General features: G+C 71.7%; 2 protein-coding genes. Both read right to left on the reverse strand.

Annotated features, from left to right (window positions below; translation table 11 throughout):
* Nucleotides 1-33: 33 nt before the first annotated feature.
* Complete coding sequence (locus tag UA75_RS17020; protein WP_412459539.1) at nt 34-14,631, reverse strand: type I polyketide synthase; 14,598 nt, start codon at nt 14,629-14,631, stop codon at nt 34-36.
* Between the two features lie 507 nt (nt 14,632-15,138).
* A complete protein-coding gene (locus tag UA75_RS17025) occupies nt 15,139-16,041 on the reverse strand; it encodes a glycosyltransferase family 2 protein (RefSeq protein ID WP_198042741.1) in 903 nt (300 codons plus the stop codon).
* Nucleotides 16,042-16,247: the final 206 nt, after the last annotated feature.

Raw genomic sequence — 16,247 nt, forward strand, 5'->3', positions numbered from 1 at the left:
CGTCCCTTTCGCGGCGCGATCGAGCCAGGTGAATCAGGAGATTCCCAGTTCGTTGTCGATCAGATCGAAGATCTCGTCGTCGCTTGCGGCGTCGATCTTCGGATCGACCTGGTCCGTTCCTGGGGACATCTCGTCCAGTGCGGACAACAGCCGACGCAACCTGTCGGTGAGAGCGACCCGCTCCGGCTCGCTGCCGGCGATCCCGGGTAGCGCTCGTTCGATGGCCGCCACCCCGCCGAGGGCATCGGCGAGGCCGTCGCCCGCCTCCTGGGCGGTCTCCGCCCGCAGGTGACCGGCGAGGGCGGCAGGCGTGGGGTAGTCGAACAGCAGGGTCGCGGGCAGCCGGAGCCCGGTGGCCGAGGTGAGCCTGTTGCGCAGCTCGACGGCGGTCAGCGAGTCGAAGCCGAGATCGAGGAAGCCCCGGTCGGTGTCGATGGTCTCCGGGTCGGCGATGCCGAGGACCTGCGCCGCCTCCACCTGCACCAGATCGGCCAGCAGCTCATACCGTTCCTCGGCGGTCAGCGGGGCCAGCCGTTCGGCCAGTTCGGTCTCCGGTGCCGGCCCGGCCCGGCGCAGCCGGGGCGGGGCGAGTGCCCGCAGCATCGGCGGTACCGGCCCATCGGCCAGGGCGCCGGTCACCAGACGGGACGGCACGAGCACCGGCTCGTCCCGCGCGGTGGCGAGATCGAACAGCTCGAACGCCTCCGCCGTGACCAGCGGCGCGAGGCCGCCTCGGGCCATCCTGGCGAGATCGGCCGGATCGAGTTTCCCGGTCATCCCGCTCGCCTCGGCCCACAAGCCCCACACCAGGGACTGGGCGGGCAGGCCGAGTGCGTGCCGCTGCCCGGCGAAGGCGTCCAGGAAGGCGTTCGCCGAGGCGTAATTTCCCTGCCCGGTGCCGCCGAGGGTGCCTGCCAGGGACGAGTACAGCACGAAGGCCTCGAGGTCGAGATCCACGGTGAGCTCGTGCAGGTTGACCACCGCATCGACCTTCGGTCGCAGCACGGTGTCCATCCGGGCCGGCGTGAGGGCGGTCAGCACTCCGTCGTCGAGTGCCCCCGCCACGTGCACCACAGCGGCGAGCGGGTGCTCCTCGGGTACCGAGGCCAGCACCGAGGAGAGTGCCGCACGGTCCGCCGCATCGCAGGCCACCAGCCGAACCTCGCAACCGAGATCGGCGAGCTCGGCCACGAACTTGGTGGCGCCGGGCGCCCCCGGGCCGCGCCTGCCTGCGAGCAGCAGGTGCCGAACCCCGCGCTCGGTGACGAGGTGCCGGGCCAGCACACGGCCGAGGGTGCCGGTCGCACCGGTGATCAGCGTGGTGCCGTGTCGCGGCCACTCCCGCCGGTGCGCTGCGGAATCGGCGGCGCCCGCCGGATCGACGGCGCCCGCGGGGACCAACCGGGGTACATGCACCTGGGTGCCTCGGATCGCCAGCTGGGGTTCCCCGCTCGCGAGCGCGTCGGCGACCACCCGGATCGGGTACTCGTCCGGTTCGAGGTCGAGCAGCACGAACCGGTCCGGGTGCTCGGACTGTGCGGTCCGCAGCAGGCCGTGTACCGAGGCACCGACCGGGTCCGCGACCGCGCCTGCGGCCGCGCAGGCTCCCCTGGTGAGCACCACCAGGGTGGTGTCCGTGAGGCTGTCCTCGGCGAGCCAGTCCTGCACCAGCCGCAGCGCCCGGTTCGTGATCGCGCGGACCGCGTCCGGCACGGTCGTCCCCGGCGGCGGGGCGATGGAGAAGTCGGCGAACACGACATCCGGCCGAGCGGCGGCGGAGACGACGGAGGCGAGGTCGGCGAACTGGTCCGAACCGTGGAAACCGGTCAACCCGTCACCGGCAGGTTCCAACAGACCCCACCTGCCGGGCACCGATTCGGCGACCGGGAGCACCGGCCAGTCCAGGCGGTACAGGGCATCCGCCCCGGCAGGCCGTGCGGCCAGCAGCTGTTCGGCGGGCAGTGGTCGCAGACGCAGCCCGGCCACCGAGATCACCGGGCGACCTGCGGGGTCGGCTGCGACCAGCGCGACGGAGTCCTCCCCCGTCGGCGACAGTCTGATCCGCAGCGCGGTCGCCCCGGTGGCGTGCAGGGTGATGCCGCTCCAGGAGAAGGGCAGCCGCCCGCCGGAATCGGAGTCCTCGAAGGCGATCGTGTGCAGCGCGGCGTCGAGCAGCGCGGGGTGCACACCGAAGCTCCCCGCAGCGGCCTCCTGACCTGCGGGCAACGCGACCTCGGCCAGTACTTCCTCGCCCAGCCGCCAGGCTGCGCGCAGGCCCTGGAACACCGGGCCGTAGTCGAAGCCGTTGGCCGCGCACTGCTGATACAGGTCCGAGATGTCCAGCGACTGCGCACCGGCCGGTGGCCAGTCCGCCCCGGCCGGCGATGCAGGCCCTCGGGCCCCGGCAGTGGCACCGAGGACACCGGCGGCGTGCTGGACCCAGCCACCGGGGCCGGTGTCGGGCCGGGTGTGCACGGTGATCGCCCGGCGGCCGGACTCGTCGGCGGGAGCGAGGACCAGCTGGAGCCGCACCGCACCGTCGGCCGCCAGCACCAACGGCGCCTGCAGGGTCAGCTCCTCGATCACACCGGTCCCCACCGGTTCTCCTGCAGCGAGCGCGAGTTCGAGGAACGCGGTGCCAGGGAAGAGGATCGTGCCGGACACCACGTGCTCGGCGAGCCAGGGCTGGGCCTGCGGGGAGATCCGGCCCGCGTACAGCATGGTGCCGTCGGCGGCCAGTTCCACCACGCTGCCCAGCAGCGGGTGACCGGTCGGCGCGAGACCGGCCTCGCCGCCTGCCCGCCGGGTGATCTCCAGCCAGTACCGCTCGCGCTGGAACGCGTAGGTCGGCAGATCGACGCGGAGCGCACCGGGCCTGCCGAAACCTGCCTCGCGGTCGAGTGCGACGCCGCGAACGTGCAGTTCGGCCAGCGCCGTGGTCACCGCGTCCCGATCGGCACGGTCGCCGCGCAGTGCGGACACCGCGACCGTGTCCGGGCTGATCGCGTCCGGATCGTCCTGGACGAGCGCGATCAGCACGCCGTCCGGGCCGAGTTCCGCGAACGCGGTGACCCCGAGTCCGGTCAGGGTCCGGACGCCGTCGCCGAAGCGGACGGCCTCGCGGACGTGGCGCACCCAGTACTCCGGGGTGCACAGGTCCGGCCCGTCGGCGAGCGCGCCGGTCAGATTGGACACCACGGCGATGCGGGGCGCCGAGTAGTCGAGCCCGGCAGCGATCTCGGCGAACTCCGCCAGCATCGCGTCCATCAGCGGGGAGTGGAACGCGTGCGAGACCCGCAGCCGCTTGGTCTTGTGGCCGCGTTCGGCGAGTTGCGCGCCGATCCGGTCCACCGCATAGGCGGCACCGGACACCACCACCGAGCGCGGGCCGTTGACCGCCGCGATACCGACCTCGTGCTCGTGTCCGGCGAGCAGTGCGCGGACCTCGGCCTCGGCGGCGAGCACCGACACCATCGCCCCACCGGGCGGCAGTGCCTGCATGAGCCGCCCCCTGGCCAGCACGAGCCTGCACGCGTCTGGCAGCGTGAGCACGCCGGAGAGATGGGCGGCGGTGATCTCGCCGATCGAGTGGCCGAGAAGGTAGTCCGGTTCGACTCCACAGGCCTCGAACAGCCGGAACAGCGCGACCTCGACGGCGAACAATCCGATCTGGGTGTACTCGGTGCGGTCCAGCAGTTCGGCGTCCTCGCTGCCCGCCTCGGCGAACACCACCTGCTTGAGCGGGCGGGCCAGTTCGCCGTCGGCATGGGCGCACACCTCGTCGAACGCGGCGGCGAACACCGGGGAGACGGCATGCAGGTCCCGGCCCATCCCGGCCCGTTGGGCGCCCTGACCGGTGCACAGGAAGGCGAGCTTCCGACTGACTGCCGCGCCCGTGATCAGCCCGGGGGCGGTCTCGCCCTCGGCAAGGGCACGCAGCGCGGTCAGATCCCCGCCGGGGATCACCGCGCGGTAGTCGAACTCGGCACGGGTGGTGGCCAGCGACCAGGCCACATCCGAGGGATCGAGAGTGGGTTGCTGCTCGACGACGTGCAGCAGTCGGCCCGCCTGCCCACGCAGCGCCGCAGCCGAGCGCGCCGACAGCGGCCAGGCCGGTGCGATGCCCGCGAGTGCGGTGCCCATCGCCTCCGGTTCGGCGGTCTCGGCCACACCGTCCCGGTCCAGCACCACGTGCACGTTGGTGCCGCTGATCCCGAAGGAGGACACCGCTGCCCGCCTCGGGCGGACGCCCTCGACCCACGGCACCGGTTCAGTGAGCAGTCGCAGCGACCCGGAACTCCAGTCGATGTGCGGCGAGGGCTCCTCGGCGTGCAGGGTGCGCGGCAGCTCTTCGTGCCGCAGCGCCATCACCATCTTGATCAACCCGGCCAGCCCGGAGGCGGCCTGGGTGTGACCGATGTTCGACTTCACCGACCCGAGCCACAGCGGCCGATCGGCAGGCCGGTCCCGACCGTAGGTGGCGAGCAGGGCCCCTGCCTCGATCGGATCGCCGAGCGAGGTGCCGGTGCCGTGCGCCTCCACCACATCCACATCGGACGGCTCCAGACCGGCATTGGCCAAGGCCTGCCGGATCACCCGCTGCTGCGCGGGCCCGCTCGGAGCGGTCAGCCCGTTCGAGGCGCCATCCTGGTTGACCGCCGAACCGCGCACCACCGCGAGCACCCGGTGTCCGTTGCGGTGGGCATCGGAGAGCCGTTCGACGAGCAGCATTCCGGCGCCCTCGGCCCAGCCCGCACCATCGGCGCCTGCGCCGAACGCCTTGCAGCGGCCGTCGGGGGCGAGCGCCCGCTGTCTGCTGAACTCCACGAAGGTGTCCAGGGTGGAGATCACGGTGACCCCGCCTGCCAGCGCCATCGTGCACTCGCCTCGGCGCACCGCGTCGGCGGCCAGGTGCAGTGCGACCAGCGAGGAGGAGCAGGCGGTGTCCACGGTGAGCGCAGGCCCCTCGAAGCCGAACAGGTAGGAGATCCGGCCGGAGGCGACGCTGCCCGCGCTGCCGGTGGCCAGGTATCCCTCCAGTCCGTCCGGGGTCTGTCCGCTGCGGGAGGCGTAGTCGTGGTAGTTCGAGCCGACGAACACGCCGATCCGCTCGCCCCTGGCGCCGCCGGGATCGATCCCGGCGGTTTCGAAGGCCTCCCAGGACGTCTCCAGCAGCAGCCGCTGCTGCGGGTCGATCGCGAGGGCCTCACGCGGCGAGACGCCGAAGAACTGGGCGTCGAACTCACCGGCCTCGTGCAGGAATCCGCCGCCCGTGGTGTAGAAGGTGCCCTGGTGGTCGGGGTCCGGGTGGTAACTCTCGTCCAGCGCCCAGCCTCGGTCGGCAGGCAGCGGGGAGATCACGTCCCGTCCTTCGGCGACCAGCCGCCAGAGGTCCTCGGCGGATTCGACGCCGCCGGGGAAGCGACAGCCGATGCCCACGATCGCGATCGGGTCGTCTACGGCGGGTCCGCTTGTGGTGGCGGCGGGCACCGGCGCATCGGCAACCGCGCCGAGCAGTTCCGCTGCCAGATACCGCGCCAGTGCGGTTGCCGTGGGGTGATCGAAGACCAGGGTCACCGGCAGCCGCAGCCCGGTGCTCTCGGCGATCCGGTTGCGCAGATCGACCGAGGTGAGCGAGTCGAAGCCGAGATCACGGAACGCGCGGTCGGCGTCGATCGCCGCCGCGTCGGGATAGCCCAACGCGGTGGCGGCGAGCTCTCGGACCGAGTCGAGCAGCCAGGCGGAGCGTTCCGAGGCAGGCAGCGCGCGGAGTTCGCCGACGAGCCCCGGCTCCTCGGTCACCACCGATGGCACCGCCGCAGGCAGACCGCGTAGCGCCGGGTTCGGGCGCGAGGCCGTCAGACTCGGGCCGTAGCGCTCCCAGTCGATCTCGGCCACCGCGAGGAATGCCGTGCCGTCGGCCACCGCCCGACCCAGTTCGGCGAGGGCGGGTTCGGGTTCCAGCAGGCCCATCCCGCTGCGCCGGAAGCGGGCCGCCGCCGCCTCGTCCACCAGTCCGCCGCCCGCCAGGGCGCCCCAGGCGAGGGAGGTCGCGGGCAGGCCGAGCCCGCGCCGATGCTCGGCCAGCGCGTCGAGGTAGGCGTTGGCGGCGGCGTAGCTGCCCTGCCCCGGTCCGCCGAGGGTGCCCGCCAACGAGGAGAAGAGCACGAAGGCGTCCAACTCGTGATGTCGGGTCAGCTCGTGCAGGTTGTGCGCGGCGTCGAGCTTGGACCTCAGCACGCCTGCGACTCGCTCCGGGGTGAGCGTGGCCAGCACGCCGTCGTCCACCACGCCTGCGGTGTGCACCACGGCGGTGAGTTCGCCAGGAAGCGAGTCCAGCAACGCGGACAGCGCCTCTCGGTCGGCGACGTCGCAGGCCGCGACGGTCACCTCGGCACCGAGCTCGCGCAGCTCGGCGGCCAGTTCCCCGGCTCCCGCCGCAGCCGGTCCACGGCGGCTGACGAGCAGCAGGTGCTCGGCGCCTGCGGCGGCCAGCCACCTGGCGGTCCGGGCGCCGAACGAGCCGGTGCCACCGGTCACCAGCACGGTGCCGCTCGGGGTCCACTCGGAGGTCCCCGCGTCGGGCTCGGCGCGCACCAGGCGCCGGGCGAGCAGTCCACGCCCGCGCACCGCAAGCTGGTCCTCACCGTCCACACCGGACAGCGCGGCGCAGATCAGGCCTGCCGCGTGGTCGTCCCACTCGACGGGCAGGTCGATCATGCCGCCCCAGCGCTCGGGGTGTTCCTGGCCTGCGATCCGTCCCAGTCCCCAGCCGAGGGCCTGCAGCGGCGCGGTCAGCGGCTCGGCCGGTTCGGTGCTGACGGCTCCCCTGGTCACGGTCCACAATGCGGCCGGAACACCGGAGTCTCCCAGTGCCTGGAGAAGAGTGAGAGTGGCGAGAAGTCCGACCGGCGTCGCCGAGTCCGGGCCCGCCGGTTCTTCGGCGGCGCCGAGCAGGGAGAGCACTCCGGTGAGCCTGCGTTCGGTGTCCGCCTCGCGCAGTCGGGTCGCCACGGCGGCGCGGTCCCCGCTGCCGTCGACCACCAGCACCCGTAGATCGGCCCCCCGCCCGCGCAGTGCATCGGCGAGCTGCTCGTGGGCGTGGTCGCCTGCGGGCACCGCAAGCAGCCAGGCGCCGGTGAGGTCGGTGGCTGCGAGGTCGGTGCCTGCCTCGACCGGCTGCCAGTCGACCTGGTAGCGGCGGCCGCCCTCGGCGGACGCGGTGGAACGGCTCCGCCGGGCCGGGGTCTCGGAGGCGAGCCAGTAGCGCTCCCGCTGGAAGGCGTAGGTGGGAAGTTCGACGGTGTGCGGATCGAAGGAGGCGAAGACCGGGGCCCAGTCCACCGGCAGACCTCGGACCCAGGCCTCGGCCAGCGAGGTCAGCAGCCTGCCGATTCCGCCCTCGCCGCGCCGCAGCGTGCCGACGACGGCGGTGGGCGTGAGCGCGCCTGCCCGGTCCAGGCCGTCCTGCACGGCCATGGTGAGCACGGGGTGCGGGCTGATCTCGACGAATCCGGTGAAGCCCTGTCGGGCGAGCGCGCCGATCGCGGTGTCGAACCGGACCGTGGCGCGCAGGTTGCGGTACCAGTAGTGGGCGTCCAGGTCGGCGGTGTCGAGCCAGTCGCCGGTGACCGTGGAGAAGAACGGCACGGTCCCGGACTGCGGGCTGAGGCAGGCCAGCGCCTCGACCAGTTGTTCCTCGATCCGCTCCACCTGCGCCGAGTGCGAGGCGTAGTCGACCGGGATTCGGCGGGCACGCACCTCCTGTGCCTCGCATTCGGCAAGCAGCTCCGCGAGCGCCGAAGGCTCACCGGAGACGACGACCGCCGACGGCCCGTTGACCGCCGCGATGGAGATCCGCTCCTCGAACCGGTCGATCCTGGTGCGTGCCTCGTCCACCGACAGGGCCAGCGACACCATGCCGCCGTCGCCTGCGAGCACCTCGGCGATCAGTCGAGAGCGGAGGCAGACGATCCGCGCGCCGTCGGCGAGGCTCAGGCCGCCTGCCACGACGGCGGCGGCGATCTCGCCCTGGCTGTGCCCGGCGACGGCCTGCGGTTCGATGCCGTACGCCCGCCACACCTCGGCGAGTGACACCAGTACGGCGTACAGCAGCGGCTGGACGACGTCGACCCGCTCCAGCAGGGCCTCGTCGGACAGGGCCTCGCGGGCGGGCCAGTCGGTGTGCTCGGCGAACGCCTCCGTGCATTCGGCGAAGCGGGCGGCGAACACCTCGGAGGACTCCAGCAGCTCCACCGCCATGCCGGTCCACTGCGATCCCTGGCCGGGGAACAGGAAGGTGATCCGCCCGTCCACGTTCGCGATGCCGGTCACGAGACCGGGTGTGGAGCCGCCGTCGGCGAGCACACCCAGCCCGTCCCGCAGCGCCTGCCCGCCCTCGGCGACCACGACGGCGCGACGGTCCAGCGCGGCCCGCGAGGTCGTGAGCGAGAAGCCGATGTCCACGGCGGAGGTCTCGGTGCCTGCGAACCGGTCCAGCAGGGCCGCGGCCTGGGCGCGCAGTGCGGGGGCCGTCCGGGCGGACACCGGCCACGGCACGGTCAGGTCCGCCTGCGGCGGCGTGGTCACAGCCGCAGGCACGACCGTCCTCGGGTGATCCTCCTCGGTCGGCAGCTCCTCGATGACGACGTGCGCGTTGGTACCGCTGACCCCGAAGGAGGAGATCCCGGCGCGGCGGGGTCGGCCGTCGCGCTGCCACGGCTGTTGTTCGGTCAACAGCCGGACGTCACCGGCCGTCCAGTCCACATGAGTGGTGGGCTGGTCGGCGTGCAGGGTGCGGGGCAGCTGCTCGTTCCGCAGCGCCATCAGCATCTTGATCAGACCGGCCAGCCCGGAGGCCGCCTGGGTATGACCGATGTTCGACTTCACCGACCCGAGCCACAACGGCCGATCGGCAGGCCTGCCCTGTCCATACGTCGCCAGCAGGGCCTGCGCCTCGATCGGGTCGCCCAGCCTGGTGCCGGTGCCGTGCGCCTCCACGACATCCACATCGGACGGTTCTAGGCCTGCATTGGCCAAGGCCTGGCGGATGACCCGCTGCTGCGCCAGGCCGCTCGGTGCGCTCAACCCGTTCGAGGCGCCGTCCTGGTTGATCGCCGAACCGCGCAGCAGGCCGAGTACCCGATGTCCGTTGCGGCGGGCGTCGGAGAGCCGCTCGACGAGCACCAGACCGGCGCCCTCGGCGAGCGCCATGCCGTCGGCGCCCGCGCCGAAGGCCTTGCACCGGCCGTCCAGGGACAGACCGCGCTGCCTGCTGAACCCGATGAACCCGTCCGGGCCGTACATGACCGCGACGCCACCGGCCAGCGCCATCGTGCACTCGCCTCGGCGCACCGCATCGGCGGCCAGGTGCAGCGAGACCAGCGCGGAGGAACAGCCGGTGTCGATGGTGATCGCCGGCCCCTCCAGGCCGAAGGTGTAGGAGACCCGGCCGGACAACACGCTGGTCGCGGTGCCGGTCACCAGGTGGCCCTCGGCGCCGTCGGGCAGTTCCGGGGTGTCGTTGCCGTAGCCCTGATAGGCGGCGCCGAGGAACACCCCCGTGCTGCTGCCGCGCAAGGTGTGCGGGTCGATCCCGGCCCGCTCCAACGCCTCCCAGGCGACCTCCATCACCATCCGCTGCTGCGGATCCATCGCGAGGGCCTCACGCGGGGAGATGCCGAAGAACCCGGGGTCGAAGTCCGCCGCCCCGGTGACGAACCCACCGCTGCGCACGTAGCTGGTGCCCGGCCGGTCGGGGTCCGGGTCGTACAGCTGCTCGACGTTCCAACCCCGATCCTCGGGAAACGTCGAGATCGCGTCGACACCGGCGGCGACCAGGTCCCACAGCTGTTCCGGGGTGCTGACATCACCGGGGAACCGGCAGGCCATCGACACGATGGCGATCGGGTCGTCGTCCACCTCGGTGCGCGTCGACACCGGTGCCAGGACGGGTTCGTCGGCGCGGTCGCCGAGCAGGGCGGTGCGCAGGTTCTCGGCCAGCACGGTGGCCGTCGGGTGGTCGAAGACGATGGTGGAGCGCAGCCGCAGGCCGGTGGCCGCGTTGAGCCGGTTGCGTAGTTCGACGGAGAGCAGCGAGTCGAAGCCGAGTTCCCGGAAGGCACGTCCGGTGTCCACCATCTCCGGGCCGTCGTGGCCGAGCACCGCCGCGACCTGGCTTCGCACCAGGTCCAGCAGCAGCCAGTCCTGTTCGGCTCGTTCGAGATTGCGCAGCCGCCGCGCGAATCCGCCGTCTGCGGTGCCCTCCTCGGCCGTCGACGCCGCATCCGCCGCCAGGATCTCGCGCACCTCGGGGATCTCGGCGAGCAGGGGGCGGTCGCGCGTGGCGGTGAAGACCGGCACGAACCGGTCCCAGTCGACATCGGCGATCGCGATGAACGCCTCGTCCCGGTCGAGCGCCTGCTGCATGCCCGCCACCGCGATTGCGGGGTCCATGAAGGTGATCCCGCGAAAACGCAGTTGTTCCTGCATCTTGTCGACGGCCATGCCGCCGCCGTCCGGACTCCAGATGCCCCAGGCGATCGAGGTGCCTGCGAGGCCGCGAGCCCGGCGGTTCTCGGCGAGCGCGTCGACGTAGGCGTTGGAGGCCGCGTAGGCGCCGTGGTCGCCGCTGCCCCAGACGCCCGCGACCGAGGAGCAGAGCACGAACGCGTCCAGGGTGTCCTCGGCGAACAGCGCGTCGAGGTTCCGCGCGCCTGCCATCTTGGCCCGCACGCCCTCGGCGAAGTCCTCGATCGAGGTGTCGGCAAGCGGCACCAGTAGACCGATGCCCGCGGTGTGCACGACCGTGCGGATGTCGTCGCCGTCGCGCGCCAGGCCCTCGACCAGCTCGGTCAGCGCGTCCAGGTCGGTGACGTCGCAGGCGACGATGGTGACTCTGGCGCCGAGGGCGGTCAGTTCGGCCGCCAGTTCGTCGGCTCCCGGGGCGGCACTGCCTCGGCGGTTGGTGAGCACCAGGTGCTCGGCGCCGCCGCAGGCAAGCCAGCGAGCGGTGTGCGCGCCGAGACCGCCGGTGCCGCCGGTGATCAGCGCGGTGCCGCGCGGAGTCCAGCGGCGGTGCGGTGTGCGGTCGCCGATCGGCAGGCGTACCAGCCGCCGGAGCAGGACCCCGGTGCCGCGCACCGCGAGCTGGTCTTCGGTGCCGGGGTCGGCGAGGACGCCGGTCAGGTGCGCAACGGTGGCGGTGTCCAGGTCGGCAGGCAGGTCCACCAGCCCGCCCCAGCGATCCGGGTGTTCCAGCGCGATCACCCGGCCCAGGCCCCAGAACGCGGCGTCGGCGGGGTTGTCCACCTTCTCACCCCGGCCGGTGGCCATCGACTCCCGAGTGGCCAGCCAGAGTCTCGCGGTACCGCCGACATCGGACAGTGCCTGGAACAGGCCGACGGTGGCGGTCATCCCGATGGTGAGTCCGGTGTGACCGGGGTCGGGACGGTGGTCGGCGGCGAGCAAGGAGAACACGTCTGTCACCGGGTCGGTGTCGAGCAGTTCGTGCAGCCGGGTCGCCAGGGCGGCTCGGCCGAGGTCCTCGTCGGGACCCAGCACGAGTTCGCGGACCTGCACGCCTGCGCCGGTGAGGCCGTCGCGGAGGGTGTGTGCCCGGTCGGCGTCGGCTTCGGAACTCACCAGGAGCCAACTGCCGGTGAGCGCGCGGCGCGGGGCGGCCGGGCGGGGCCGCCAGCTGATGCCGTAACGCCAGCGGTCCAGGCTGCTGTCCTGCCGCTGCCTGGCGCGTCGGGCGGAGAGGGCGGGGAGGACCTCGGCGAGGGCGGCGGGGGTCACCTCGAGTTCATCGGCGAGCGAGGCGAGATCGTTGGCGTCCACCGCCTGCCAGAACCCGGCGTCGGCGGGCTCGGCTACCGCTCCGGGCGCGGCCGGGGTGGCGTCGAGCCAGTAGTGGCTGTGTTGGAAGGCATAGGTGGGCAGGGGCGCGCGCCGGGGTTCGTCGCCGAAGGCGGGGGTCCAGTCCACCGGATACCCCAGTGCCCAGGCCTGGCCCACGCTGTCGTACAACCGGCGCAGCCCACCGTCGTCCCTGCGCAGCGTCCCGGTCACCAGGGCGCCGTCGACCTCCAGGGCGTCCAGGGTGTCCTGGATGGACATCGTCAGCACCGGATGCGGTGAGGACTCCACGAATCCGGTGTAGCCCTGCTCCGCCAACGCAGTGATCGCAGAGTGGAAATGCACCGTGTGGCGGAGGTTCCGGTACCAATAGTCGGCGTCCAACTCACTGGTGTCGATCCAGTCGCCGGTCACCGTGGAGAAGAACCCCGTCTCACTGCTGCGCGGCGTGATCTGCGCGAGCACCGCCAGCAGATCGGCTTCGAGCCGCTCGACCTGCTCGGAATGCGAGGCGTAGTCCACCGCGATCCGCCGCACCCGAACACCATCGGCCTCACACGACCCGGCGAAGCCGGCCAAGGCCTCGGGTTCGCCGGAGACCACCACCGACGACGGGCCGTTCACCGCCGCCACCGACACCGAACCGGCACCGAAACCCGCGAGACGGGACCTGACCTCGTCCTCGGGCAGGGCCACCGACAGCATCCCGCCACCCCCGGCCAGGGTCTTTGCGATCAACCGGGAACGAGCACACACCACCCGCGCGCCGTCAGACAACGACAGACCACCCGCCACCACCGCCGCAGCAATCTCACCCTGGGAATGACCCACCACCGCATCCGGCCGAACACCAAACGACTCCCACACCGCAGCCAACGACACCAACACCGCAAACAACACCGGCTGAACAACATCAACCCGCGCCAACAACCCCTCATCATCCACAGCAGCGACAAGAGACCACTCAACCCACGGCGCCAACGCCTCCCCACACTCCGCGAACCGCGCAGCAAACACCGGTGAAGACCCCAGCAACTCCCGACCCATCCCCACCCACTGCGAACCCTGACCCGGAAACACCAAGGCCACCCGACCAGCAGGACCGGCCACGCCGGTCACCAGGGCTGCGTCGGAGCCGTTGTCTGCGAGGACGCCTGCGGCCGCGATCAGTTCCTCCCGGCGGTCGCCCACCAGCACCGCGCGGTGTTCCATGGCGTCGCGTGCCGTCGCCATGGCGAACGCGGTGTCCCCCGGGGACAGCTCCGGCCGGGCGCGGACATGCTCGAGCAGCCGCTCCGCCTGTGCAGACAGCGCGGCGGCCGACCGAGCCGACAGCAGCCACGGCAGCATCCCCGGCTCGGTTGCGAGGCCGTCGGGGGCCGTCTCGGGTACCGGCGCCTCCTCGACGATCACGTGCGCGTTCGTCCCGCTGCCGCCGAAGGAGGACACGCCCGCACGCCGGGGCGCATCCGTGGCAGGCCAGGTTGCGTTCTCGGTGACCAGCTCGACCTGTCCAGCCGTCCAGTCCACGTGCGAGGTCGGGGTGTCCACGTGCAGGGTTGCGGGCACGGTCGCGTGTTGCAGCGAGAGAACGGTCTTGATGATCCCGGCGACACCGGAGGCCGCCTGCGAGTGCCCGATGTTCGACTTCACCGAGCCGAGCAGCAGCGGCCGTCCGCCCTCGCGGTGCTGCCCATAGGTGGCAAGCAGTGCCTGTGCCTCAATCGGGTCGCCGAGCTCGGTGCCGGTGCCGTGTGCCTCCACGGCGTCGACCTCGGCGGGTGAGAGCCCCGCGTCGCGCAGTGCCTCGCGGATCACCCGCTGTTGGGCGGGCCCGCTCGGCGCGGTGAGACCGTTGGACGCACCGTCCTGATTGGTCGCCGACCCGCGCAGGACGGCGAGCACTCGATGGCCGTTGCGCTGCGCGTCGGACAGGCGCTCCAGCAGGAGCACGCCGATGCCCTCGGACCATGCCGTGCCGTCGGCTGCTTCGGCGAACGGCTTGCAACGCCCGTCGGGCGCGAGCCCTCGCTGTCTGCTGAACTCCACGAAGTTGCGAGGGGAGGCCATGACCGTCGCACCGCCGACCAGCGCCATCGAACACTCCTGCTGGCGCAGTGCGCGGATGGCGAGGTGGGTCGCCACCAGCGAGGAGGAGCACATCGTGTCGATGGTGACCGCAGGTCCCTCGAACCCGAAGGTGTAGGCGATCCGGCCGGAGAGCACCGCACTCGAGGAACCGGTCAGCAGATGCCCTTCGACGCCGTCGGCGGCACCGTCGACGCCCGCGCCGTAACCCTGGTTGCTCGATCCGACGAAGACCCCGGTTCCGCTGCCGCGCAATGACTCGGGTGCCAGGCCCGCGCGTTCGACCGCCTCCCATGAGACCTCCAGCAACAGCCGCTGCTGTGGATCCATGGCCAGTGCCTCGCGTGGGGACACACCGAAGAAAGCCGCGTCGAATCCGGCCGCGCCTGCAAGGAAACCGCCCTCGCGCACGTAGGATTTGCCGCTCCGCTCGGGGTCCGGGTCGTAGTATCCGGCTGCCTCCCAGCCACGGTCGGCGGGCCAGTCGGACATCACGTCCCGGCCGGTTGCCGCGACCTCCCAGAGCTGTTCGGGCGAATCCACCCCGCCGGGGAATCGACAGGCCATGGAGACGACGGCGATGGGCTCGTGGCGATCGGCTTCGACCTGCCGCAGGCGCTGACGAGTCTGCCGCAGATCCGCGGTCACCTTTTTCAGGTAGTCGCGAAGCTTGCCGTCGTCCACCATCTACCACCAACTCCTTGACGCAGGGGGCGACATCGGATTACCGCAGGAAAGGAACGATCGCCGGGCACGCCGGTGCGCAGCCGAGCGTGAGAACTGATCGGAAATCTGCCAGAGACCGATTAGCAGAATTGTCAATCTTGCGGGGCACGGGCAGCCGAGAAAGCCCGGCCCAGGTGGACAGTGCGGTTGACCCGGGGTGGGTCGACGCCTGGCGGGTGATCGACATCACCCGTCCCCGTCCGCCATCGGGCGTCTCGTCCGATGGCCGGGCTGGGACCGAAACCGCAGGTCCGCCAGTCTGCTCCGACGCGGGCGGCCTGCCGACCCCGCTGGAGCACGCCGCCGTCGCCGAGCAGCGCTGGCGGACCCGTTCGCGAATTCGATGCCGCCATCGGATCGAGTGACATCATCCGAAGATCTTCCGCAGTTCCGTGATCGCGTGCGCACGAGCCGGAAAACACCACCCGGCACGGGACTACCCGACGATTCCGGTCGGGAGGTGCGTCAGTCCGCTATTGCGGCGATCGAGTCACCACGCAGTACCGCATCGAGGGCCTGTGGGATCAAGGCGGTGTCCATCAGCGCGGTGAGCCGGTCACGCAGGCGAGTGTCCGAGACCAACAGCCCCGTCGCCAGGTCGGCGTCCACGGTGGCCCGGTCGCGCTGCCGCCCGGCGTAGATCTCGGCCAGCCGCCCGGCCTGGAAGGCTGCGTAGTCCTGCCGCCAGTGGAAACCCGCATAGGGGCTCAGCCGCTGGTTCGTGTTGTAGGACGAGCCACCATTGATGATCTTGCGGCAGTACTGCTCGTAACCCCGGTCGGGAACATGCAACAGCGACAGCGGCCGGTGTTGCGCCTTCGGCCCCAGGTTCGGCCCGGAGGCCCCGTGGTTGCCCTGGTCCACCGTCACCTCGGGATCACCCCGGTGGCAGACCTTGGCCGGGTCCCCGTGCCCGAGATCGGCCAGTGAGGTGGTGTCCCGCAGGATGAGCCGGTCGAGCCACGGACCGGTGGCATCCGGATCGGCGACGAGGTTGTCCGGCCGCACCGGCAGCAGGCCTGCCTGTGGTTCCACCTCGGCGAAGGCCGAGGCCAGCGCACCGCGTTCCACCGTGGCGGCGCCGTCCGGCCAGAAGAACTCGTCGGCATCGCAGTTGATCACCCAGTCGGCGCCGTGGGCCTCGGCGGCCCGGCGGGCCATCCTGGTCACCCAGCGGCCCTGTTCATAGTCCTGGGTCGGTTCGTGGTGCAGTTCGAGCATCCCGAGGTCGCGATACGCCTCCAGCACCTCCACCGTGCCGTCCACGGAACCGTTGTCGGTGGCCACGATCAGATCGACACCCGCATCGAAGTGGTGCTCGATCGTCGCCGCGACCACGTCGACCTCGTCGCGTACCAATAGGGTCATGACCAGCTGCATGTCGTCCTGTCTCCTCAGTGGGTTCGGCTGCGGGCAGGCTGCAGCGGGTGAGCGCTGCCGCCCTCGGTGGTGTCCGTCGGTCGGGGCGTAACGGTCGTCTCGGCGCTGTCAGTCCGAGGATCGACACCGGAAGTTCGCGGGCAGGCGGGGTCTCCCCCGAATAGGTGGTCGGCTGTCCGCCTCATCGAGGCCCC

Source organism: Actinoalloteichus sp. GBA129-24 (assembly GCF_001941645.1).
Lineage (GTDB): Bacteria > Actinomycetota > Actinomycetes > Mycobacteriales > Pseudonocardiaceae > Actinoalloteichus_A > Actinoalloteichus_A fjordicus.